The organism is Achromobacter sp. DMS1 (assembly GCF_001270295.1).
The window spans coordinates 1-21955 of the sequence record NZ_LHSJ01000036.1 but is presented as its reverse complement, the minus strand read 5'-3'; the positions used below and the strand labels follow the sequence as shown (position 1 = coordinate 21955).

The following is a 21955-nucleotide window of genomic DNA, read 5'->3' as shown; positions in this document are numbered from 1 at the left end:
GCGCGTCGGTGCCGTGCGGTGGGGCGCATGCCGCGCGGCCCGGGCAGCAGCAGGGGGTCGGAGAACACATCGCGCAGCCGCGCGAGCTGCAGGCTGACGGTGGGCTGCGCCAGATGCAGTTTCTGCGCGGCGCGCGTCACGTTGTGTTCGGCCAGAAGGGCGTCCAGGGTGACCAGCAGATTGAGGTCGAGCCGCCTCAATATATTGTCCATGGCAATATCAAGCATTGTGGATATCTATTTCAACTATACCTGTGGAAAACCTATCGTGTGTCTCTCGATCTTCTCTGGAGCACATCATGAAAGTCCTGCTGGTCTATGCCCACCCCGAGCCGCGTTCTCTCAACGGCGCGCTGAGGGACTTTGCCGTGTCCCGCCTGCGCGGCAACGGGCATGAGGTGGAGGTTTCCGACCTGTACGCCATGGGCTGGAAGGCCGTGCTGGATGCGGGCGACAGCCTGGCCCCGCGCGCTTCGGCGCGCTTTGACCCGTCGGAGGATGCGCGCCGCGCCTACGAAACCGGCATGCAGCGCGCGGACATCGCGCGCGAGCAGGAGAAGCTGCTTTGGGCGGACGCCCTGATCCTGCAGTTTCCGCTGTGGTGGTTCTCGATGCCGGCCATCATGAAGGGCTGGGTCGAGCGCGTCTACGCTTGCGGCTTTGCCTACGGCGTGGGCGAGCATTCGGACACCCACTGGGGCGACCGCTACGGGGAGGGCACGCTTGCGGGCAAGCGCGCCATGCTGGTGGTGACGGCCGGGGGCTGGGAATCGCACTATGCGCCGCGCGGCATCAACGGCCCCATCGGCGACCTGCTGTTTCCGATCCAGCACGGCACGCTGTTCTATCCGGGCTTCCAGGTGCTGCCGCCCTTCGCGGTCTATCGCGCCGGCCGCATGGACGGGGCGCGCTTTGCCCGAGTCCGCGCCGAGCTGGGGCAGCGGCTGGATTCGATGTGGACGACGGCTCCCATTCCTTTCCGCAGGCAGAACGGCGGCGCCTACGAGATTCCGTCGCTGGCCTTGCGGGCGGACCTGGCGCCGGGGCGGTCCGGCCTGGGCATCCACGTCGGCGAGCAAGCGGCGGCATCCTGACTGGCGGCAGAACGCGCTTGCCAAATACATAAGTATTGACTAATGTATTGGCATGACGGAAAACGCAATATTCAAGGCGCTTGCCGACCCTACCCGCCGCGCCATCTTCGACAAGCTCGCGGCGGGCAGCATGAATGCCACGGCGCTGCGCGCGGGCATGCAGATCAGCCAGCCGGCCATGTCGCAGCACCTGTCGGTGCTGCGGGAGGCGGGGCTCGTGCGCGAGGAACGCCAGGGCCGCTTCGTGAACTACGAAGTGGATCCGCAGGGCATGGCGCTGCTGATCCGCTGGCTGGACCGGTACCGCAGCTACTGGCCGGCGCGCGTGGATGCCCTCAGGACGCTACTCAAGGAAATGGACCAATGAGCGACATCGATATCGAAAGCGGCGGGCTGTCCGTCGAGCTGGTGCAGGAATACGAGCTGGATGCGCCGCCGGAAAAGGTGTGGCGCGCCATCAGCATTGCCGAGTTCCGCGAGCAATGGCTGCCTTCGAAGGCCCTGGCTCAGGCCGAATCGGTGTCGGCGGTGCCCGGCGAAGAGGTGCGCTACCGCCTGCGCGACGAATTGCCGCCCCATCTGGAAAGCGAGGTCACGCTGCGCATCCGCGGCAACGAGGCGGGCGGCACGGCGCTGACGATCATTCACCAGGCGCGGGCCGCGGAAGGGGCAGGGCGGCCGGAAGCGGCCAACGACGGCGCCTACGCATTCATGCGCGCCGCCTAGGGCTTGCGCGCTCCAGACTTCTTTCCCGAACGAGGCATGGCATGAGCGGCCTGTTGCAGTACATACCCATGGTGGTCGAGCAATCGAGCCGCGGGGATCGTTCCTACGATATCTATTCGCGCCTCCTGAGGGAGCGCATCATTTTCCTGACCGGCGAAGTCAACGATGTGGTGGCCGCCAGCGTGTGCGCGCAACTGCTGTTCCTGGAGGCCGAGAATCCGGACAAGCCCATTCACCTGTACATCAATTCGCCGGGCGGGGTCATCACCAGCGGCCTGGCCATGTACGACACCATGCAGTACATCAAGCCGCCGGTGCACACCTTGTGCATGGGCACGGCGCGGTCCATGGGGTCGTTCCTGCTGATGGCGGGCGCGCCCGGCGAGCGCGTGGCGCTGCCCAACGCCAGCCTCCACGTGCACCAGCCGCTGGGCGGCGTGCAGGGGCAGGCTTCGGACATCCTCATCCACGCCGAGGAAATCCTGCAGACCAAGCAGCGCATCACACGCCTGTACGCGGAACACTGCGGGCGCACCTACGAGGAGGTGGAACGCGCGCTCGACCGCGACCGCTTCATGACGCCGCAAGAGGCGAAAGAATGGGGCTTGATCGACCGCGTGCTCTCGGAGCGCGCCGGCTGCCCTTGAACCGGGCCGCCTACGGCTTCAGGCCCAGGGCACGGGCCACGCCTTCCGCATAGGCCGGATCGGCTTTGCGGAAGTGTTCGAGCTGGCGGCGCTGGATCTCCTCGGGCACGCCGGCCATGTGGCGGCCGATGTTGCCGAACAGCCGCTCCTGCTGCTCGGGCGTCATCAGGCGGAAGAGGGCGCCGGGCTGGGAATAGTAGTCGTCGTCTTCCCGGTGGTTCCAGCGGTCGGCGGCCTGGCCGTCCAGCGCCAGCGGCGGCTCGGCCGCCGAGGGCGTTTCGCGCCATTCGCCGAAGCTGTTGGGTTCGTAGTTGAGCGTGCCGCCGCCGTTGCCGTCCACGCGGCCGGCGCCGTCGCGGTGATAGCTGTGGAACGGACACCGCGGGGCGTTGACCGGAATCTGGTGGTGGTTGATGCCCAGGCGGTAGCGGTGCGTGTCGCCATAGGAGAAAAGGCGGCCCTGCAGCATCTTGTCCGGCGAAAATCCGATGCCCGGCACCACGTTCGCCGGCGTGAAGGCGGCCTGTTCCACTTCGGCGAAATAGTTCTCGGGATTCCGGTTGAGCTCGAGCACGCCCACCTCGATGAGCGGGTAGTCGGCATGCGGCCAGACCTTGGTGAGGTCGAAGGGATTGATGCGGTAGGTGGCCGCCTGCGCCTCGGGCATGATCTGCACTTTCAGCGTCCAGCGCGGGAAATTGCCGCGCTCGATGTTCTCGTACAGGTCGCGCTGCGAGCTCTCGCGGTCGTGCGCCACCACCTGGGCGGCTTCTTCGTCAGTCAGACAGGCGATGCCTTGCTGTGACTTGAAGTGGAATTTGACATAGAAGCGCTCGTTGTCCTTGTTGACGAAGCTGAACGTGTGCGAGCCGAAACCGTGTTGCTGGCGCAGGTTGGCCGGAATGCCGCGGTCGCTCATCAGGATGGTGACCTGATGCAGCGATTCGGGGCTGAGCGACCAGAAATCCCAGGCGGCGGTGGCGCTGCGCAGGTTGGTGCGCGGATCGCGCTTCTGGGTGTGGATAAAGTCGGGGAATTTCAGCGGGTCGCGGATGAAGAACACCGGGGTGTTGTTGCCGACCAGATCCCAGTTGCCTTCGTCGGTGTAGAACTTGATGGCGAAGCCGCGCACGTCGCGCTCGGCATCGGCCGCGCCGCGTTCGCCCGCCACGGTGGAAAAGCGCAGGAAGAGCGGGGTCTGCTTGCCGACCTTGGAAAAGATACTGGCGCGGGTGTAGCGCGTGATGTCGTTGGTGACGGTGAAGGTGCCGTAGGCGCCGGAACCCTTGGCGTGGACCACCCGCTCCGGGATGCGTTCACGGTCGAAGTGGGCCAGCTTCTCGATCAGCCAGAAGTCCTGGAGCAGGGCGGGCCCGCGCGGACCGGCGGTGAGCGTGTTGTTGTTGTCGGCCACGGGGGCGCCGGAAGCGGTGGTCAGGGGTTTCTTGTCGGTCATCGCGATTTCCTTCTCGGTTGCGGTAGAGATCTCGCCGGGAGCTGGAGACGGCATATGCGCGTCCGGCGCGGCGGGCGCGGAAAAGAGCACGGACCCATAGTAGAAGTGCGATGTTGCGTTGTGAAGTTGATTGATTCCCTAGGTTTGATAAATATTAACTATTGATATCGCGCCACGGCGCCGCGCAAAGGACGCAAAAAAGCCGGCACCGGGCCGGCTTCTTGCTTGCGGGAAAGTGGGTCAGCGGTTGGCCGCGGCTTCCGTCTTGCGCTGGATGGACCGGGTAATGGACCACTGCTGCAGAATGGACAGCGTGTTGTTCACGCACCAGTAGAGCACCAGGCCCGCCGGGAAGAAGAACATCATTCCCCCGAAAACCAGCGGCATGATCATCATGACCTTGGCCTGCACGGGATCGGGCGGCGTGGGGTTCAGCTTGATCTGCAGGAACATGGTGGCCATCATGACGGCCGGCAGAATGAAGTACGGGTCGCGCACGGACAGGTCGTGCACCCACAGGATCCAGGGCGCGCCGCGCATTTCGACGCTGGCCAGCAGCACCCAGTACAGCGAGATGAACACCGGAATCTGCACCAGCATGGGCAGGCAGCCGCCCAGCGGATTGATCTTCTCGGTGCGGTACATCTCCATCATGGCGGCGTTGAGCTTCTGCTTGTCGTCGCCGTACTTTTCCTTCAGGGCCTGCAGGCGCGGAGCCACCTGCTTCATGCGGGCCATGGAGCGGTAGCTGGAGGCCGACCAGCAGCGCGGGCAGCTCGGCCGCCGCGACATGCGTCATGGGCAGGGTCAGCGAAAACACCAGCACGCCGAGCAGGCCGTAGCCGTAGCCCTCCCAGACGGGAGCGGCGGGGGGCGCGAGGCCGGGATCGATACAGGAAGACGGGGCGGGACGGATCATGGATCGCCTGTAAAGGGGAACGGGCCGGCCGTGGGGCCTGCCCGCCTGGACCGGCCCGCTTGCCGCGGGCCGGATTTGCTGTCACTCTACGCACAGTCAGCGATACAGTACCTATACACTTTAACGGTTCACTTCGATAACTGGCCTGGTGAAATTCCCATGACAGTCCCTTCTTCCGCCCTCCCGGGATCCCCCTGGCTGCCGGTGCGCCAGGCCGACGCCACCCTGGTGGCGCAACTGGCCGACAGCCTGGCGCGGCGCATCGACGAGCAGGGCCTGCGCCCGGGCACGAGGCTGCCCTCCATCCGCAAGATGGCCGAGCAGTCCGGCGTCAGCCGCTTCACCGTGGTGGAAGCCTACGACCGCCTCGTCGCGCGCGGCCTGGTGCAGTCGCGCCGGGGGCGCGGGCTTCTTCGTGCGCGCGCGCAGCGGACCGCTTACGGCGGCGGCCTCCGCGCCGCCGGCGGTTACGCTGCCGCCTTCCGCCCGGGTGGACGTGCCCTGGCTGCTGCGCAACATGTTCCGCGAGAGCGCCGCGTCCGGCATGCCGGGCGGCGCGGGCCTGCTCCCGCCGGAATGGCTGGATCCCGAGATGGTCGCGCGCCGCCGTGCGCGCGGTGGGCAGGTCGGTGCGCGGCCACCTGGTGTCTTATGGCCATCCCCAGGGCTTCGCGCCGCTGCGCCAGCAGATTGCCGGGCACCTGCAGAACGAAAGCGTGCCCGCCCATCCCGAGCACAATCTGCTGACCACCTGCGGCGTGACCCACGGGCTGGACCTGGTCGCGCGCCACCTGGTGCGGCCGGGCGACACCGTGCTGGTCGAGGATCCGGCCTGGTTCGTGATCTTCGGCCGCCTGGCCGCCTTCGGGGCGCGCCTGATCGGCGTGCCCCGAGGCCCCGACGGCCCCGATACGGCGCTGCTGGAAAAGCTGGCGGCCCAGCACCACCCCAGGCTGTTCATCGTCAACAGCGCGGTCCACAACCCCACGGGGCACACGCTGTCGGCCGGCGTGGCCTACGATGTCCTGCGCATCGCCGAACGCCACGATTTCCTGGTGGTGGAAGACGACACCTACGGCGAACTGCACCCCGGCGGGGCGGTGAAGCTGGCGGCCCTGGACCGGCTGAACCGCGTCATCCTGGCGGGGGGATATTCCAAGATGCTCGCCGCCAGCCTGCGGGTGGGCTACCTGGCGGCGCATCCGCAGATCCTGCAGAAGCTGGCCGACCTGAAAATGCTGGCCGGGCTGACGTCGCCCGAACTGGGCGAGCGGGTGGTGCACCGCGTGCTCATGGAGGGCCAGTACCGGCGCCACATCGAGCGCGTGCGCCAGCGGGTGGACGACGGCGGCAGCCGCTGCGTGAAGGGGCTGCTGCGGCTGGGGCTGCGCCTGCCGCACGAGCCGCACGCGGGCATGTTCGTATGGGCCGACTGCGGGCGGGATTCCGAGGCGGTGGCGCGGGCCGCTGCCGACCGCGGCATGCTGCTGGCGCCCGGCACGCTGTTTTCGCCCTCCCAGGAGCCGTCCCGGATGTTGCGCTTTTCGGTGTCCATGACCGAGCAGCGCGGGGTCTGGACGGAGCTCGAAAAACTCTTCGCCGATGGCGGAGCCTGCAATAATAATACGCAGCCATACAACTGAAGGAACCGCCATGTCCGTACCGATCAAGCCCCTCACCGAGAACTTTGCCGTGGCTCCCCAGCTCGGCCCCGACGACATGGCCGAAGTCGCCGCCGCCGGCTACAAGAGCGTCATCATCAACCGTCCCGATTTCGAGGGCGGCCCCGACCAGCCCACGGCGGCCGACGTGTCCAAGGCCGCCGTCGCCGCCGGCCTGAAAGTCGAATACCAGCCGGTGGTGGGCAGCGCCATGACCGCCGCGCGACGTGCAGCGCTTCGCGAACTGCTGCGCACCTGCCGGGGCCGGTGCTGGCCTATTGCCGCACGGGCACGCGCTGCACCAACCTGTTCGCCGCCGCGCAGCAGCTCGGCTGAGCGCCAGGCTTGACCGCCGTCAAGCCTCCGGGGCGAGCCTGATGTGAATCCGGCTTCTTTCCGGTAGCATAAGAATTCATCTCAAACAGGAGCAGGCTGATGTTCAAGAAGATCCTGATTCCCACCGACGGTTCGCCGCTGTCCGCGCAGGCCGCCAATGCGGGCATTTGCTTCGCGCGTTCCGTGGGCGCCGAGGTCGTGGCGCTCTACGTGACGCAGCCTTTCGCCGCCACCATCGGCTTCGACGGCATGGCCGCGGCCTACGCCATCACCGACGAAGACTACGAAAAGGCTTCGGCGGAGCAGGCCGAGAAATACCTCAAGCAGATCAGCGACCGCGCCGACACCGCCGGCGTGAAGTGCGAGACGCGCGCCGTGTCCAATTTCAACGTCGCCGACGGCATCGTCCAGGCCGCCGGCGACAACGGCTGCGACCTCATCTTCATCGGCAGCCACGGCCGCAGCGGGCTGTCGCGCCTGCTGCTGGGCAGCGTGACGGCCAAGGTGCTGTCGCTGGCCACCACCGCGGTACTGGTCTACCGCGTCAAGGAAGAAAAGAAATAGCCGTCACGGGCACGGAAACGTGCATGTCCGGACCACGCCCCTCGCCTTGCGCGAGGGCGTTTTCGTTGGGCGGCCGGAAATCCCGGGCGCCTTCAGGGCCATGTCTTGTATCTGCCCGGCTGGCGCGTAATATGCAAGCATCAGCGCGGGCGCGACGCCATCGCGATTCCTTTTTGTTGCGCGGCGCGCGCGCCTGCCGCGGCGAGGCCCGGGCGGGCCCTGCCGTCTCAGCCAGTGTTTCACTGCAAGGGAAGAGGCCATGACTCGCAAGACGCGTATCGATCTGTATCGCAACATCGGCATCAGCGCCCACATCGATGCCGGCAAGACCACCACCACCGAGCGCATCCTCTTCTACACCGGCATCACCCACAAGATCGGCGAAGTGCACGACGGCGCCGCCGTCATGGACTGGATGGAACAGGAGCAGGAGCGCGGCATCACCATCACGTCCGCGGCCACTACGGCGTTCTGGAAGGGGATGGCGGGCAACTATCCCGAGCACCGCATCAACATCATCGACACGCCGGGCCACGTGGATTTCACCATCGAAGTGGAGCGCTCCATGCGCGTGCTGGACGGCGCGGTCATGGTGTACGACGCCGTGGGCGGCGTGCAGCCGCAGTCCGAAACCGTCTGGCGCCAGGCCAACAAGTACGGCGTGCCGCGCCTGGCCTTCGTCAACAAGATGGACCGCGTGGGGGCGGACTTCCTGCGCGTGCAGCGCCAGATCGCCGAACGGCTCAAGGGCGATGCCGTGCCGGTCCAGCTTCCGGTGGGCGCCGAAGACCACTTCGAGGGCGTGATCGACCTGGTGAAGATGAAGTCCATCATCTGGGACGAGGCCAGCCAGGGCGTGCGTTTCGAGTACCGCGACATCCCGCCCGCGCTGCAGGCGCAGGCGCAGGAATGGCACGACAAAATGGTCGAGAAGGCGGCCGAGGCCAACGAAACCCTGCTCGAGAAATACCTGTCCGGCGAGCCGCTGACCGAGGCCGAGATCAAGGCCGGCCTGCGCGCGCGCACCATCGCCAACGAGATCGTGCCCATGCTGTGCGGCAGCGCCTTCAAGAACAAGGGCGTGCAGGCCATGCTCGACGCCGTCATCGACTACCTGCCTTCGCCGGTGGACGTGCCGGCCATCAAGGGGCACGACCAGCGCGACCGCGAAATCGAGCGCCATCCGGCCGACGACGAGCCCTTCTCCGCCCTGGCTTTCAAGATCATGACCGACCCGTTCGTGGGCCAGCTCGTGTTCTTCCGCGTCTACTCGGGCGTGGTCAAGTCGGGCGACTCCATCTACAACCCCACCAAGGAAAAGAAAGAGCGGCTGGGCCGCATCCTGCAGATGCACGCCAACGAGCGGCGCGAGATCACCGAGGTCTACGCGGGCGACATCGCCGCGGCGGTCGGCCTGAAAGACGTCACCACCGGCGACACGCTCTGCGATCCTTCCCACGTCATCATCCTGGAACGCATGGCGTTTCCCGAGCCGGTCATTTCGCAGGCGGTGGAGCCCAAGACCAAGGCCGACCAGGAAAAAATGGGCATCGCGCTGGGGCGCCTGGCCCAGGAAGACCCATCGTTCCGCGTGCGCACCGACGAGGAGTCCGGGCAGACCATCATTTCGGGCATGGGCGAATTGCACCTGGAGATCCTGGTCGACCGCATGAAGCGCGAGTTCGGGGTCGAGGCCACGGTGGGCAAGCCCCAGGTCGCCTACCGCGAAACCATACGCAAGACCTGTGACGAGGTCGAAGGCAAGTTCGTCAAGCAGTCTGGCGGCCGAGGCCAGTACGGCCATGTGGTGCTCAAGCTGGAGCCCCAGGAGCCCGGCAAGGGCTACGAGTTCGTGGACGCCATCAAGGGCGGCGTGGTGCCGCGCGAATTCATCCCGGCCGTGGACAAGGGCATACGCGAGGCGCTCAACGCCGGCGTGCTGGCGGGCTACCCCGTGGTGGACGTGAAGGTGACGCTCTTCTTCGGTTCCTACCACGACGTGGACTCCAACGAAAACGCGTTCCGCATGGCCGCCGCCATGGCCTTTCGCGAAGGCATGCGCCGCGCCGACCCGGTGCTGCTGGAGCCGGTGATGCATGTGGAGGTGGAAACGCCGGAGGATTTCACCGGCAACGTCATGGGCGATCTTTCCTCCCGGCGCGGCATCGTGCAGGGCATGGAAGACATCGCGGGCGGCGGCGGCAAGCTGGTGCGCGCCGAGGTCCGAACACGCGCCAGACCTCGCCTTCTTCCGCCACCCGCCCGGCATCCAGCACCAGCACACGGTGGCAGACTTCGCGGATGACCGCCATGTCGTGCGTGATGAGCACCACCGTCAGCCCCAGCTTGCGGTTGATGTCGCGCAGCAGCGCCAGAATGGATTGCGTGGTTTCGGGGTCCAGCGCGGAAGTGGCTTCGTCGCACAGCAGTATCTCGGGATCGTGGACCAGCGCCCGCGCGATGCCCACGCGCTGCTTCTGCCCGCCCGACAGCTTGGCCGGGTAGACGTCGGCCTTGCCGCCCAGCCCGTCCAGCTCCAGCAGCGCCTCACGCGCGCCGCGCCTCGCCGGCTTCACGCCGGCCACGCGCAGCGGCAAAGCCACGTTCTCGGTCACCGTCTTGGCCGACAGCAGGTTGAAATGCTGGAAGATCATGCCGATGCGCCGGCGCAGCCGCACCAGCGCGTTTTCGTCCAGCCGCCCCACGTCGGTGCCGTCGATGCGCACGGCCCCGCCGTCGGGGCGCTCCAGCATGTTGATGGAACGCAGCAGCGTGGATTTGCCGGCCCCGCTGCGGCCGATGATGCCGAAGATCTCTCCCCGGCCGATGGCGAACGACACGTCGTCGAGCGCGGTCACCCGGCCCCGGGCGCCCTGATAGTGCTTGCGCAAACCCTCGAACACGATGTGGGGCGCGACAGGCGGCGCGGCATCGTCCGCCGCCACCGCGGCGGCGGGAAGCTCGTTTTGCATCATGGCGCGCCCGGCCTCAGAAAACGGGGATGACCGAGCCTTCGTACTTGCTCAGGATGAACTGCCGGACCTCGTCCGAGTGATAGGCCCGCACCAGCTCCGGCACCCAGGGCGCGTTCCTGTCGGCCTCGCGCACGGCGATGATGTTGACGTAGGGGTTGTTCTCTTTCTTCTCCACGGCAATGCCGTCGCGCGTGGCGATGAGGCCGGCCTGGTAGGCGAAGCTGTTGACGATGGCCGCCGCGTCCACGTCGGGCAGCGAGCGCGCCAGCACCACCGAGGCGCTTTCCACGAACTCCAGCTTGCGCGGATTGGACGTCACGTCGGCCAGCGTGGCCGTGCCGGTGTAGGGGTCGAAGCCGTCGCGCAGCGTGACGAGCCCGTGGTCGCGCAGTACGACCAGCGCGCGCGTCTGGTTGCTCGGATCGTTGGGGATGCCCACCTTGGCGCCCTGCGGCAGCGCTTCCAGCGACTTGTATTTCCGGGAGTAGAACGCAATGGGAGAGATCAGGGTGTTGGCCACGGACACCAGCTTGTAGCCGCGCTGCCGGATCTGGTCTTTCAGGAAAGGAATGTGCTGGAACGCGTTGGCGTCGAGGTCGCCGTTATTGAGCGCCTCGTTCGGGCTGGCCGTGCCGGTGATGACGACCGGCTCCACGGCCAGACCGTTCTTCTTGGCGACTTGCGCCACCACCTCCCATATCTGCTCGTCCACGCCGCCGCGCACGCCCACCTTGAGAGGCCGGTTGTCGGCGGAAAACGCCGGGCCGTGGAACATGGCGGCCGCCGCCAGCGCCGCGCCCAGCAGGCGCTTGAAAAAGGGGGAAATCATCTCGGAATCGCCTCTCGGTCAACCCAATCCAGGGAGAGACGATTCTAGGCAGCGCGGCGCCGAGCGTGAACGATTCGCTGGTTGAGTCCTTATTACGCCCGCCTTTGCATATGCGCGGCGGCAATATGCCAGGGCGGCGAGATGCTTGCGTTCAGAAAGGCTTGACCACCACCAGCGTGACGATGGCGGCCGCCAGCACCACGGTCAGCGGCGCATACAGATCGGCCAGCGGCGCGCGCCTTGCGCCGCCTTGCGCCATGCGCCGCAGCGCGGCGCTCTGTACGCCGTGCAGCGCCGACAGCGCCAGCGCGCAGCCCGCCTTGACCCAGATCCATTTCATGGCGAACCAGCCCACCGAGAACGCCAGGTGAAGACCCAGCAGCCACGCAAGCGCCATGGCCGGCGTGGTGACGCAGAGGTTCCAGCGCCGCAGGCGGGGCAGCATGCCGCGCCCGCGCGGCGCCTCGTCGCCATCGCGGTGCGGGGCCGACAGCAGATACAGGGACACGAAAAGCGATCCGCCCACCCAGGCCATCACGGCCGCGGCGTGCAGCAACACGAGCAATTGATAGTTCATGGAGCGGCATTATCGCCGGCCGCGCGGCGGGCGCTGCGCGACCGATTGACGCGGGCGGGCGGCTCAGCGCAGCAGCTCCATGATGCGGTAGGCGAGCCGCACGCGCGCCTCGTTGGGCCAGTTGCGGTTGGCCAGGATAACGATGCCGGTCTGCGCGGCGGGCACGAACGCCACGTAGGCGCCGAAGCCGTTGGTGGAGCCGGTTTTATTGATCCACGCCGACGCCTGCGGCGCGGTGGCCATCCAGTGCCCTGGCCTCGTGCGTGCGGGCCGCCATGTCCGGCGCGTTGCCGGCGATCAGCGTCTCGAGCCGGGCGGGCCAGGCGTACTGCTCCCAGGCCAGGTCCTGCATCATGCCGTCCACCTGGTAATAGGCCACGTGCGTGGCCGCCAGCGCGCGCCGCAGCCTGGGGTCCAGGCCAGGCGCCAGGCCGAGATTGGCGTCCACGAAGCGCAGCAGGTCGCGCGGCGCTGGTGCTCACCGCCATAGGCCTGGGCGCCCAGCACGCCGGGCGTGAGCCGCACCGGCTTGGCCTGCGCGTCGTAGCCCTGCGCATAGCTTTCCTGGCGGTCGGGCGGCACCGCGAGAAACGTGCTCGCCAGGCCGAGCGCCGGGAACAGGTCCTGCTCCATCGCCAGGTCGAACGGCCGGTCCAGGGCCCGCGCCGCGGCCTCGCCCAGCATGCCGATACTGGGGTTGGCGTAGGTGCGGCGCGTGCCGGGCGCATATGACGGCCGCCATGCCTTCAGGTAGGCGAGCAGCTGGGCGCGGGTGCGCACGCCGTCCGGCACCTGCGGCGGAAAGCCGCCGCCCGTGTGCGTGCCCAGGTGGATCAGGGTCAGTTTTCCAAACGGGCTGCCGCGCAGCTCGGGCACGAACTTCTGCACCGGATCCTTCAGCGCCAGCCGGCCCTGCGTCTGCGCGTAGGCGGCCAGGGTCGCGGTGTAGGTCTTGCTGATGGAGCCCACTTCGAACAGCGTGTCGCTGGTCACTTTCTGCTGCGTGCGCAGCGAGGCCACGCCCAGGTTGTAGAAGCGCGCCTCGCCGCCATGCCGCACGCCGATGGCCATGCCCGCGATGCCATGCTCCCGCATCGCCTCCTGGGCAACCTGCCGGATGGCGTCATCCGTCCCGGCCGGCGCGGCCCGCGCGCCATGCATCCCCGCGACGGCCGCCAGCGCGGCGGCGCAGACCAGCCGGCCGCATGCGGAAGCCGGCAGCCCAAGCCGGCGAAAAAAAAACGGCAACCCGGAAGACCAGCGCATGGAACCTTTTCGAGAGAAAAGCGGCCCTCGCGGCCGCAGCGAAAGAATATAACGCCGCGGCGGCCCGTCTCCGCGCGTATCCCTGGACAGCGCCCGCCGATTTCCGGTCTACTGGTCTGTCGCGGCAGTACGTTCAACTTGTCGACGGAGGAGAATCATCATGGCGACTGGAACCGTAACCCTGCACCGTGTGCTGCGCGCGCCGCCCGAGCGCGTCTACCGCGCCTTCCTCGAACCCGATGCGGTGGCCAAGTGGCTGCCCCCGCACGGCTTCACCTGCCAGGTCCATGAGCTGGAGGCCAGGGTCGGCGGCCGGTACAGAATGTCGTTCCGCAATTTCGGCAATGGCCAGGCCCATTCGTTCGGCGGGGAATACCTGGAACTCGTGCCCGGCGAACGCATCCGCTACACGGACCAATTCGACGACCCCAGCCTGCCGGGCAGCATGCAGGCCACCGTCACGCTGCGCAAAGTGGCCTGCGGCACCGAGCTGAACATCGTGCAGGAGGGCCTGCCCGAGGCGATCCCGGTGGAGATGTGCTATCTGGGCTGGCAGGAATCGCTGGCCCAGCTGGCCATGCTGGTCGAGCCGGACATCCAGGAGTAAAGCGCGCGCCTGCGCTCAGGACGCCGGCTTGCGGGCGATGAACTGCACCACGCAGGCCCGCCCGGTGTGGAACCGGCCCTCGACCACCTCGCGTTCCAGCTCCCGGGACAGCACAATCTCGCAACCCGGGAACTCCTGCTCCAGCGCCGCGCGGGATATCAGCATGTCCGGATCCCTGGGCCCGCCGGTCCGGTTGCGGATCTGGCCCGGCGCGTAAGCTTCGAGCAGGACGACGCCGCCTGGGCGCAGCGACCGCGCGAGCAGCCGGTTAAGCCGCTTGCGGCTGGCCGACGGCAGATGCGCGAAGATGCACGCCACGCCGCCGAACGCCAGGGCGGGCGGTTCGTAGCGGGCAAGATCGGCGACTTCGGTGCGGATTTCCACGCCCCGGGCCGCGGCGAGTCTACGCGCCTTTTCCAGGCCGACGGGCGAGCCGTCCACGCCCAGCACGTCCAGGCCCCGCTCGGCCAGGAAAACGGCATTGCGCCCCTCGCCCTCGGCCACGCTCAGCACGGGTCCGGCAAGCAGGCCCGCGTGCTCGGCCAGGAAATCGTTCGGTTCGGTGCCGTAGACGTAATCCGCGGCGGCATAGCGTTCATCCCACATGGCTCAGGCTCCCTGTCTGTGCGTTCGACCCGCCGGCCGGCGCGCGGAAAGATGCGCGCGGAGCGGAATGGGGATAGTCTGCAACTTCAAGCCGACTTGAGGTCAAGCGCATGACGCACCTGGACATAGCCGAAGTGGCGCGGCAAACCGGCATCCCCGCCTCCACGCTGCGCTATTACGAAGAAAAGGGCCTGATCGCCTCAATCGGCCGCCGCGGCCTGCGGCGGCAATACGAGGCGGCCGTGCTGCAAAAGCTGGCGCTGATCGGACTGGGGCGCGCGGCGGGGCTGTCGCTGGACGAGATCGGCAGCATGTTCTCGCCCGACGGCGAGCCCAGCATCGATCGGGCCGTGCTGGCCGCCAAGCGACCAGCTCGACCGCGCCATCCGCCGCCTGAGCGCCATGCGCGATGGCCTGCGCCACGCCGCCGCCTGCCCCGCGCCCAGCCATTTGCGCTGCCCCGCTTTCCAGCGCCTGCTGAAGGCCGTGGCCTCGGGCGCCTTCGGCGGGCGGCGCAAGCGCGCCGCTTGATTCCGCGCCGCCGCCATGGCAAGGTGGTCCGCGAAAAGCCGCGCCCCGGCTGCTGGAGAACGCACATGGAAAAACCGAGCCGCAACGCCCAGGGCCCAGATCCTTCCCGCCTGATCGACGCCCGCATCCGCGAGCTGGGCGATTGGCGCGGCGCGGCGCTGGCCCGGATGCGCGCGCTCATCCTGCAGGCCGACCCGCAGGCCGTGGAAGAATGGAAATGGCGCGGCGTGCCGGTGTGGTCGCATGCCGGCATCCTGTGCACCGGCGAAACCTACAAACACACGGTGAAGCTGACCTTCGCCCAGGGCGCCGCGCTGGCCGACCCCGCGGGGCTTTTCAATGCGAGCCTGGACGGCAACACGCGGCGCGCCATCGACATCCGCGAGGGCGACGAGATCGACGAAGCCGCTTTCAAGGCGCTCGTCGCCGCCGCCGCGGCCTTCAACCTCGCGCGGAAAAGCGCGCCTGAACCCGGCCCGGCCGGCGCGGATGCGCCGCGCGCGCCGGGCGCGCCGGCGCGCCCTACACCACTCCCACACGGATCACGCCCGCCGACTTCCGCGGCGCGCTGCAGGGCGGGAACCATGTCGTCTTCCAGGCGGCCGCCCTCGACCTCGGAGGCCGCCACGGAGATGCCCACGACAGCACGCGCGATCCGGCCCCGGGCACCGGCACCGCCACCGAAACCTGGTTGCTGTCGGATAATCGAACCGGCTCCATTGCCCCGGCGCCAGGCCGCAGCCCCCGGCCAGCGCGCTGGCCGGGGGCAGCACGCTGCCCACGCGCAGGTTCATGACCACCAGCCGGCGGCGCTCGGCCGGCGCCATGGCGCGCCCGATGATGATGACGCCTTCGGGGTTGGCCTCGCCCAGGTTCGACGTGCCCGAGTAGGCGTCGGCCAGGCCCTGCAGGATTTCCTGCACCGCTTCGGTGACCCCCAGGCTGTCCATGGCCGCGAAACCCAGCTCGAACACCTGCGGCGTCAGCCGCCAGCGGCTGTCTTCGCGCGCGGCGTAGCCCTCTTCTTCCAGCGTCTGCAGAAACCGCAGCACGGTGGCGTGCGGCAGCTCGACCGCGCGGGCCAGTTCGGCCAGCGTGGGCCTGCCCCTGCCGCGAAAGGCCCGGATGATGGATAGACAGCGCTGGATCGATCTATTATTCTTCAATCGTTCACCTGACAAACATTACGTTCACTAGGTGAACAATACACGTAAACAGAGCCCGCGGCAAGACCGCGAGCCAGGGAAGGAGACATGCATGAAACGTTTTGCCCTCGCGTTGGCGGCCGGCCTGGCCTGCGCCTGTAGCCCGGGCCCGGCCGCGGCCGGCGCCCCAGGCCCTCGGAGCCCATCAAATGATCGTGCCGTATCCGCCCGGCGGCTCCACGGACATGCTCGCCCGCCTGGTCAGCCACAAGCTGGGCGAGCGGCTGGGTCAGCCGGTCATCGTGGAAAACAAGGCCGGGGCCGGCGGCAACGTCGGCACCGACTATGCCGTGAAACAGCCTGCCGACGGCTACACCATCGTCATGGGCAATATCGGCCCCATCTCCATCAATCCGGCGCTCTACCCCGACCTGCCCTACCAGCCGCAGCGCGACCTGGCGCCGGTAACGCTGCTGATGAGCGTGCCGAACCTGCTGGTGGTCAATCCCGCCCTGCCGGCGCGCACCGTGCGGGAGCTGATCGCCTACGCGAAGCAATCGCCCCAGCCGCTGGACTACGCCACGCCGGGCACGGGCACGTCGCTGCACCTGGCGGGCGAGCTGTTCGCCGCGACGGCCGGCGTGCGCCTGACGCAGGTGCCGTACCGCGGCAGCGCGCCCGGCCTGAACGACACGGTGGCCGGCCAGTGCCGATGCATGTTCGACAACATGCCCTCGGCCCTGCAGCTGGTGAAAGCGGGCAAGCTGCGGGCCCTGGCCATCACGAGCGCCGCGCGCTCGCCCGAAGCTGCCCGACGTGCGACCATGGCCGGAGGCGGGGCTGCCCGGCTACGAGATCTCGGGCTGGTTCGGGGTGCTGGCGCCGGCGGCCACGCCCCCAGCCCATCGTGCAACCGCCTGGACCGCGAGCTGCGGGCGGTGCGCGAGCAGCCCGACGTGCGCAGGCAGATCGCCGACATGGGCGGCGTGATCTCCGCCGCCGGCCCCGCCGACTTCCGCCGCTACATCGCCAGCGAAACCGACAGATGGGGCGCCCTGGTGCGCACCGCCCACATCAGGCTTCAATGAGAAAGGAGACACGCATGAACACCTATCGGCATCTGGAAATCCACCCCATCGCGGGCGCGCTGGGCGCGGAAATCCGCGGCGTCGACCTGTCGCGCCCGCTCCCGGACGAGCAGTTCGAGGAAGTGCGCAGCGCGCTGCACGAGCATCTGGTGATTTTCTTCCGCGACCAGAACCTCACGCCGCGGCAGCACGTGGAATTCAGCTCGCGCTTCGGCGAGCTGCTGGAAGTGCCCTTCGTGCGTGCGCTGGACGGCTTTCCCACCATTCTGCCCGTCATGAAGGGCAAGGCGGAAAAGACGCGGCGCAATTTCGGCGGCCTGTGGCATTCGGACATGAGCTACTCGGAAAAGCCCCCGCTGGGCTCGGCGCTGTACGGCCGCGTGATCCCGCCTTACGGCGGCGACACGATGTGGGCGAACATGTACCGCGCCTACGAAACCCTGTCCGACCGGCTCAAGCAGGTGCTGGACGGGCTGGGCGCGGTGCACAGCGCGGTGCGCTCCTATGGCGCCGGCGGCGCGGTGGTGAACAACGGCGACCCGGCCCACAAGATGGACGTGCGCACCGACGAGCGCGCCAGCAGCGAGGTCGTGCACCCGGTGGTGCGCGTGCACCCGGCCACCGGCAGGAAGGCGCTGTACGTGAACAGCACCTACACGCTGCGGTTCGACGGCATGACCCAGGAAGAAAGCGAGCCGCTGCTCCAGTTCCTGTACCAGCACGCGGCGCGCCCGGAATTCACCTGCCGCTTCCGCTGGTCGCCCGGTTCGCTCGCGGTCTGGGACAACCGCTGCACGCAGCACCTGGCCATGAACGACTATGACGGCTTCGACCGCGAGCTGCACCGCACCACCATCTCCGGCGACCGCCCGGTGCCGGCGTCGCGGACGCTGCAGTAAGCATGCGCGCCATCCGGAAAGACGAGGGCATGCCGCCCTCGTCCCAAGCGGCAGGGCCGCATGGCCGATAGGCGAATCGCGCCGTTTCCCGCACGCTGGCCGGGTTGGAGGAAGGGGCCAGGGGGAAAAGAAGATGGATATCGTGCTGGCGTTCGCGCCTTTCGCCGTGTTCGCCGTCCTGGAGCGCAGCGTGGGCGCGCTGCTCGAGGGCCTGGCGGCGGGGGCGGCGGCGGCCGCCTGCCTGCTGCTGCGCGACTGGGTCAGCCCCGAACGCCGGGTCAAGCCGCTGGAAAGCGGCTCCTTCCTGCTCTTGGCCGGCTTGATGCTCTATGCGCCCATGGCCGGCGGCGACGGCTGGTCCGTGGCCGAGGCGCGCCTGCGGGTCGATGGCGGCATGCTGGCGGTCGTGCTGCTGACCATGCTGTTGCGGCGCCCGTTCACCCTGGAATACGCGCGCGAGCGCGAGCCCGAATATGTCTGGAAAAACCGCCGCTACCGCCGCATGAACTATGTGGTGACGGGAGCCTGGGCGGCGGCGTTCGCGGTCATGGCGGCGGCCGACATGGCGCTGCTGGGCGGCATCTCTCGCCGGCGCTGGCCGTGGCGGCCACGGTCGCCGCCCTGTACGGCGCGGCGCGTTTCACGCGCTGGTATCCGAGCCGCCGACTCCGCCCTGCCCTGAGCGCGGGCGCACGCCGGGCGTGCCGGCCCGCCCTACTGGTCGCGCTCGCGGTAGCTCACGGGCGACAGGCCGCAATACTTGCTGAATATTTCGCGGAACGCCTTGGTGTCGTTGTAGCCCACTTCGTACATGACCTCGGCCACGCTCTTGCGCGTGGATTCCAGCCGCTGCTTGGCCGCCTCCACCCGCACGCGCTGCAAATATTCGACGATGCTGTGCCCCGTGGCCTGCCGGAACCGCCGCTCCAGCGTGCGGCGGCCCATGGCGTGGCGGCTGGCCAGCTCGTCCACGGCGATCTTTTCGGGATAACTGCCCTCGATGTACGCCTGGACGGCGCGCACCACCTGGTCCGCGTGGTCTTTGCTGCCCATGAACACCGCGAAAGGCAGCTGGCTCTGGCGGCTCCAGTCGAGCTGGAAAAACTTGGCGCACCAGATCGCTGTGTCGCGGTCGGTGTACTTTTCGACCAGATGCAGCACGAGGTGCGCGGCCGAGAACGAGCCGCCGCTGGTGTAGACGCCGTTGCCGGCCATGACGACGCGGTCCGTCACCCATTGCACCGACGGAAACAGGTTGGCATAGAGGTTCTGCGCCGCCCAGTGCACGACCGCCTCCTGCCCGTCGAGCAGGCCGGCGGCCGCCAGCAGCGCGGCGCCCAGGCACAGGCTGGCCACCTCCCCGCCCTGGCGGTGGTGCCGCGCCAGCCACGCGACGGTTTCGCGGTTGTTCAGCACCGCATCCGAAATGGCGCCCTGCAGCGGCGGAACGATGCAGATATCGACCGCGCCCGCCTCGTCCAGCGTGGCGTCGGCCTGCACCGTGATGCGCCCGCCGTCCAGGCTGACCTCGCGCTCGACCGCCAGGGTGCGCACCTGGAAGCCGGGCAGCAGGCCGCGCGCGGCGCGGTATTCGTTGGCGACGATGAAGCCGTGCCTGGCTGTTTCGAGCGCAGCGATGTTCGCGCCCGCAGGCAGCAGGAAAGCGACGTTTTTCATGCGCCTAGCATACGCCGCAAGCCTGTCGCAATCCACCCGCAAGAATGTCGCAATCGCCTATCGGAGTCCCGCCCGAATCCCGATAGAGTGACGCCATGCCATCCCGGAATGCCGCCGGGCGGGCGCGGGGCCCGCCGGCGCGCATACGACCCTCAGGAGACAAGCATGGAAAAGAAATACGTGGACGGTTTTCTGCTCTGCGTTCCCACGGCGAAGCTGCAGGAGTACCAGGCGCTCGCCGAACAGGCGCGCACGGTCTGGCTGGAGCACGGGGCGCTGGACTTCCGCGAATGCGTGGGAGTCGACCTCGACCCGCAGCACGGCTGCGCCTCCTTCGCCGCGGCCGCCGGCGCGCAGCCGGGCGAAAGCGTGGTGTTCTCGTGGATCACTTACGCCAGCCGCGCCGAGCGCGACCGCATCAACGCCAAAGTCATGAACGACAGCCGCATCTCCGGCACGCAATGCGAAGGCGTCTTCGACGCCAAGCGCATGTGCTGGGGCGGCTTTTCCACACTGGTGGGCGACTGAGCCCGCATTCCGGCCGCCGGGCCCGGAACCGGGCGCGCGCCGCAGCCAAAGGAGACAGACATGTCCAGACCCGCAACCCGCCCCATTCCCGAAGGCATGCATACGCTGACGCCGCACCTGGTGTGCGAAGGCGCGGCCGCGGCCATCGACTTCTACAAGACGGCGTTCAACGCCGAGCAACTCTCGCTGCTGCCCGGGCCCGACGGCAAGGTCATGCACGCCATGCTGCGCATCGGCGACTCGGCCCTCATGCTGTCGGATGACTTTCCCTCGTGCGGCAGCCTGGGGCCGAAGGCGCTCAAGGGCTCGCCCGTGACCCTGCACCTGTACGTGGAAAACGTGGACGCCGCCATCAAGCAGGCGGTCGACGCCGGCGCCCAGGTCACCATGCCGGCGACCGACATGTTCTGGGGCGACCGCTACGGCCAGGTGGTGGACCCCTGTGGCCATCGCTGGTCGCTGGCCACGCACAAGCAGGATCTCTCGCCCGAGGAAATCCGCGAGGGCATGGCCCGCATGTGCGCGGAAATGGGAAACGCCAAGCCCGCCGGCGCAACGGGAGATGCGCGATGATGACGCTGTACGGGCTGGGCCCGACGCGGTCGCTGCGTGCGCTGTGGGCCTTGCGGGAGCTCGGCCTGGAATTCGATTTCGTGCCCGTCAACCTGCTGGCGGGCGAGAACCGGCGTGCGGACTTCCTGCGCCTCAACCCCGCGGGCAAGCTGCCGGTGCTGGTGGACGGCGACCAGGTCATTACGGAGTCGGCCGCCATCGTGATCTACCTGGCGGAAAAATACCGCGACAAAGGGCTCATGCCGGACGACCTCGGGCAGCGGGCGCAAGCGTACCGATGGGCGCTCTTTGCGGTGACCGAGCTCGAACAGCCGCTCTGGCGGATCGCCCGCAACACGTTCGTCTACCCGGAGCACAAGCGCATCGCGGCCGACATTCCGCGGGCCGGGGAAGATTTCGCCGACATGGCGGCCGTACTCGAGCGCCATATGGAAGGCAGGCCGTTCGTCGCCGGCGACCGCATCAGCTTTGCCGACTGCATTGCCGCCTACACGCTGGACTGGGGCGAGCATGCTGGGCTGCTGGGCGGCTTTCCCAACCTGCGCGCATACGTGCAACGCATGTATGCGCGCCCCGCCGCGCCGCGGCGCATCGCCGAGGCCATGGCCGACATGCGCCCGCCCGCCTGAGCGCCCTTCTTCAGGCGGGATACGGCCCCAGGTAGTCGAGCTTGCCGATCTTCACGCCCGCGTGGCGCAGAATGGCGTAGGCCGTCGTGACATGGAAATAGAAGTTCGGCAGGGCGAAACTCAGCAGATAGGCGTCGCCCTGGAAGCTGGGCTTGAACTCGCCGAAGTTCAGGACGATGGGGCGGGTTTCGGTGCCCTCGAACTTTTCCGCGGGCACGCTCTGGACATAGGCCAGGGTGCCGGCGATGCGCTGCCGCAGTTCCTCCAGCGTCTTTTCCTCGTCGGGAAACTTCGGCGCGTCCACCAGCGACAGCCGCTGCACCGCGAACTTGCTGGTGTCGCTGGCGCGCTGGATCTGGCCCGACAGCGGATACATGTCGGGCGCGAGCCGCGCGCCGACGAGTCCGGCCGGGTCGATGCCTGCATCGGCGGCATGGCGGGCGGCTTTTTCGAGCAGCGCGGACAGCACGTTCAGGCCGCGCACGAAGGCAGGCACGCTGGCCTGGTACATGGTCAAGGGCATGAGAGACTCCAGTCAGGCGAAACTTCCAGCCCGCCGATCTTAGCGCGGCGCGGGCCGGCTGGCGAAGCCCGCCCGCCGCATCGCGGATTCGCGGGCCCGG

General features: G+C 68.1%; 21 protein-coding genes and 8 pseudogenes. 17 read left to right on the top strand and 12 right to left on the bottom strand.

The genetic code is table 11. The features are described from left to right. Positions 1 to 212, bottom strand: a 212-nt coding sequence (locus AD428_RS06780) for a LysR family transcriptional regulator (protein ID WP_152968007.1), incomplete at its 3' end; no start/stop codon positions are given. 86 nt (positions 213 to 298) lie between these two features. Between AD428_RS06780 and AD428_RS06775 the strand changes: the two genes are divergently transcribed. From AD428_RS06775 to AD428_RS06760, 4 genes are read left to right on the top strand one after another with little or no spacing between them, the layout of a single operon-like run. After that, positions 299 to 1093, top strand: a complete 795-nt coding sequence (locus AD428_RS06775; protein WP_053244623.1) for an NAD(P)H-dependent oxidoreductase — start codon at positions 299 to 301, stop codon at positions 1091 to 1093. Between the two features lie 52 nt (positions 1094 to 1145). Then, positions 1146 to 1460, top strand: a complete 315-nt coding sequence (locus AD428_RS06770; protein ID WP_053244622.1) for an ArsR/SmtB family transcription factor — start codon at positions 1146 to 1148, stop codon at positions 1458 to 1460. Then, the gene (locus tag AD428_RS06765) at positions 1457 to 1819 is read left to right on the top strand and encodes an SRPBCC family protein (RefSeq protein WP_053244621.1); all 363 of its coding nucleotides are present in this window, start codon (positions 1457 to 1459) and stop codon (positions 1817 to 1819) included. Before AD428_RS06770 ends, AD428_RS06765 begins: the two co-directional genes overlap by 4 nt. 41 nt (positions 1820 to 1860) lie before the next feature. After that, positions 1861 to 2466, top strand: a complete 606-nt coding sequence (locus tag AD428_RS06760; protein WP_053244620.1) for an ATP-dependent Clp protease proteolytic subunit — start codon at positions 1861 to 1863, stop codon at positions 2464 to 2466. A gap of 10 nt (positions 2467 to 2476) precedes the next feature. Here the strand turns inward: AD428_RS06760 and AD428_RS06755 are convergent, their stop codons facing one another. The 3 genes and pseudogenes from AD428_RS06755 to AD428_RS27560 form a co-directional block, all read right to left on the bottom strand. Then, positions 2477 to 3922 (bottom strand): catalase, encoded by a 1446-nt coding sequence (locus tag AD428_RS06755; protein WP_053244619.1) that lies wholly within the window; start codon positions 3920 to 3922, stop codon positions 2477 to 2479. A gap of 240 nt (positions 3923 to 4162) precedes the next feature. After that, a pseudogene (yidC, locus tag AD428_RS06750) lies at positions 4163 to 4681 on the bottom strand (membrane protein insertase YidC); the annotation flags it as partial. Further along, positions 4674 to 4841 (bottom strand): annotated as a pseudogene (locus AD428_RS27560) (EamA/RhaT family transporter); the annotation flags it as partial. The pseudogenes yidC and AD428_RS27560, both read right to left, overlap by 8 nt. A gap of 204 nt (positions 4842 to 5045) precedes the next feature. Here AD428_RS27560 and AD428_RS06745 point away from each other — a divergent pair. The 4 genes and pseudogenes from AD428_RS06745 (at position 5046) to fusA (ending at position 9707) form a co-directional block, all read left to right on the top strand. Then, a pseudogene (locus AD428_RS06745) lies at positions 5046 to 6484 on the top strand (PLP-dependent aminotransferase family protein). Between the two features lie 10 nt (positions 6485 to 6494). After that, positions 6495 to 6838 (top strand): annotated as a pseudogene (locus tag AD428_RS06740) (TIGR01244 family sulfur transferase). A gap of 99 nt (positions 6839 to 6937) precedes the next feature. Continuing rightward, positions 6938 to 7402 carry a universal stress protein gene (locus AD428_RS06735; RefSeq protein WP_053243972.1) on the top strand — a complete coding sequence of 155 codons (465 nt, stop codon included), beginning with the start codon at positions 6938 to 6940 and terminating at the stop codon, positions 7400 to 7402. Positions 7403 to 7661: 259 nt separating this feature from the next. Then, positions 7662 to 9707, top strand: coding sequence for an elongation factor G (gene fusA / locus AD428_RS06730; protein WP_235489324.1), 2046 nt, complete (start codon positions 7662 to 7664; stop codon positions 9705 to 9707). On the opposite strand, the pseudogene AD428_RS06725 reads toward fusA, so the two are convergent. The 4 genes and pseudogenes from AD428_RS06725 to ampC all read right to left on the bottom strand — a co-directional run. Then, positions 9601 to 10374, bottom strand: a pseudogene (locus AD428_RS06725) (methionine ABC transporter ATP-binding protein); the annotation flags it as partial. The gene fusA and the pseudogene AD428_RS06725 overlap by 107 nt on opposite strands. A gap of 16 nt (positions 10375 to 10390) precedes the next feature. Beyond that, positions 10391 to 11206 (bottom strand): MetQ/NlpA family ABC transporter substrate-binding protein, encoded by an 816-nt coding sequence (locus AD428_RS06720; RefSeq protein ID WP_053244616.1) that lies wholly within the window; start codon positions 11204 to 11206, stop codon positions 10391 to 10393. 151 nt (positions 11207 to 11357) lie between these two features. Continuing rightward, entirely contained in the window at positions 11358 to 11783 is a 426-nt protein-coding gene (locus AD428_RS06715; RefSeq protein WP_053244615.1) for a CopD family protein, read from the bottom strand. A 63-nt stretch (positions 11784 to 11846) separates the two neighbouring features. After that, positions 11847 to 12944 (bottom strand): annotated as a pseudogene (gene ampC / locus AD428_RS06710) (class C beta-lactamase). 265 nt (positions 12945 to 13209) lie between these two features. Between ampC and AD428_RS06705 the strand changes: the two are divergent. Next, positions 13210 to 13656 carry an SRPBCC family protein gene (locus AD428_RS06705; protein WP_053244614.1) on the top strand — a complete coding sequence of 149 codons (447 nt, stop codon included), beginning with the start codon at positions 13210 to 13212 and terminating at the stop codon, positions 13654 to 13656. Between the two features lie 15 nt (positions 13657 to 13671). Here the strand turns inward: AD428_RS06705 and AD428_RS06700 are convergent, their stop codons facing one another. Then, positions 13672 to 14262 carry an SAM-dependent methyltransferase gene (locus AD428_RS06700; protein ID WP_053244613.1) on the bottom strand — a complete coding sequence of 197 codons (591 nt, stop codon included), beginning with the start codon at positions 14260 to 14262 and terminating at the stop codon, positions 13672 to 13674. 110 nt (positions 14263 to 14372) lie between these two features. On the opposite strand from AD428_RS06700, the pseudogene AD428_RS24515 reads away from it, so the two are divergent. Further along, positions 14373 to 14793, top strand: a pseudogene (locus AD428_RS24515) (helix-turn-helix domain-containing protein). 65 nt (positions 14794 to 14858) lie between these two features. Next, positions 14859 to 15248 (top strand): annotated as a pseudogene (locus AD428_RS06695) (DUF1801 domain-containing protein); the annotation flags it as partial. A gap of 87 nt (positions 15249 to 15335) precedes the next feature. Here the strand turns inward: AD428_RS06695 and AD428_RS24510 are convergent. Continuing rightward, positions 15336 to 15959: a helix-turn-helix domain-containing protein gene (locus tag AD428_RS24510; RefSeq protein ID WP_235489306.1), complete on the bottom strand. Its 624-nt coding sequence runs from the start codon at positions 15957 to 15959 to the stop codon at positions 15336 to 15338. A gap of 188 nt (positions 15960 to 16147) precedes the next feature. Here AD428_RS24510 and AD428_RS06690 point away from each other — a divergent pair, with 188 nt between their 5' ends. The 3 genes from AD428_RS06690 (at position 16148) to AD428_RS06680 (ending at position 18607) form a co-directional block, all read left to right on the top strand. Further along, positions 16148 to 17026, top strand: coding sequence for a tripartite tricarboxylate transporter substrate-binding protein (locus AD428_RS06690; protein WP_082308297.1), 879 nt, complete (start codon positions 16148 to 16150; stop codon positions 17024 to 17026). A 14-nt stretch (positions 17027 to 17040) separates the two neighbouring features. Next, on the top strand, positions 17041 to 17925 hold the full coding sequence (locus tag AD428_RS06685) for a TauD/TfdA dioxygenase family protein (protein WP_053244612.1): 885 nt from the start codon (positions 17041 to 17043) through the stop codon (positions 17923 to 17925). Between the two features lie 133 nt (positions 17926 to 18058). Next, positions 18059 to 18607, top strand: coding sequence for a hypothetical protein (locus AD428_RS06680; RefSeq protein ID WP_200908006.1), 549 nt, complete (start codon positions 18059 to 18061; stop codon positions 18605 to 18607). 32 nt (positions 18608 to 18639) lie between these two features. Here the strand turns inward: AD428_RS06680 and AD428_RS06675 are convergent, their stop codons facing one another. After that, complete coding sequence (locus tag AD428_RS06675) at positions 18640 to 19602, bottom strand: GlxA family transcriptional regulator (protein ID WP_082308296.1); 963 nt, start codon at positions 19600 to 19602, stop codon at positions 18640 to 18642. 165 nt (positions 19603 to 19767) lie between these two features. Here AD428_RS06675 and AD428_RS06670 point away from each other — a divergent pair, with 165 nt between their 5' ends. From AD428_RS06670 to AD428_RS06660, 3 genes are read left to right on the top strand one after another with little or no spacing between them, the layout of a single operon-like run. Then, the gene (locus AD428_RS06670; protein WP_053244625.1) at positions 19768 to 20130 is read left to right on the top strand and encodes a DUF1428 domain-containing protein; all 363 of its coding nucleotides are present in this window, start codon (positions 19768 to 19770) and stop codon (positions 20128 to 20130) included. A gap of 60 nt (positions 20131 to 20190) precedes the next feature. Then, complete coding sequence (locus AD428_RS06665) at positions 20191 to 20703, top strand: VOC family protein (protein ID WP_053244610.1); 513 nt, start codon at positions 20191 to 20193, stop codon at positions 20701 to 20703. Further along, entirely contained in the window at positions 20703 to 21332 is a 630-nt protein-coding gene (locus AD428_RS06660; protein ID WP_053244624.1) for a glutathione S-transferase family protein, read from the top strand. The genes AD428_RS06665 and AD428_RS06660 overlap by 1 nt, the downstream gene beginning before the upstream one ends. A gap of 10 nt (positions 21333 to 21342) precedes the next feature. Here the strand turns inward: AD428_RS06660 and AD428_RS06655 are convergent, their stop codons facing one another. Further along, positions 21343 to 21855, bottom strand: coding sequence for a DUF1993 domain-containing protein (locus tag AD428_RS06655; protein ID WP_053244609.1), 513 nt, complete (start codon positions 21853 to 21855; stop codon positions 21343 to 21345). Positions 21856 to 21955: the final 100 nt, after the last annotated feature.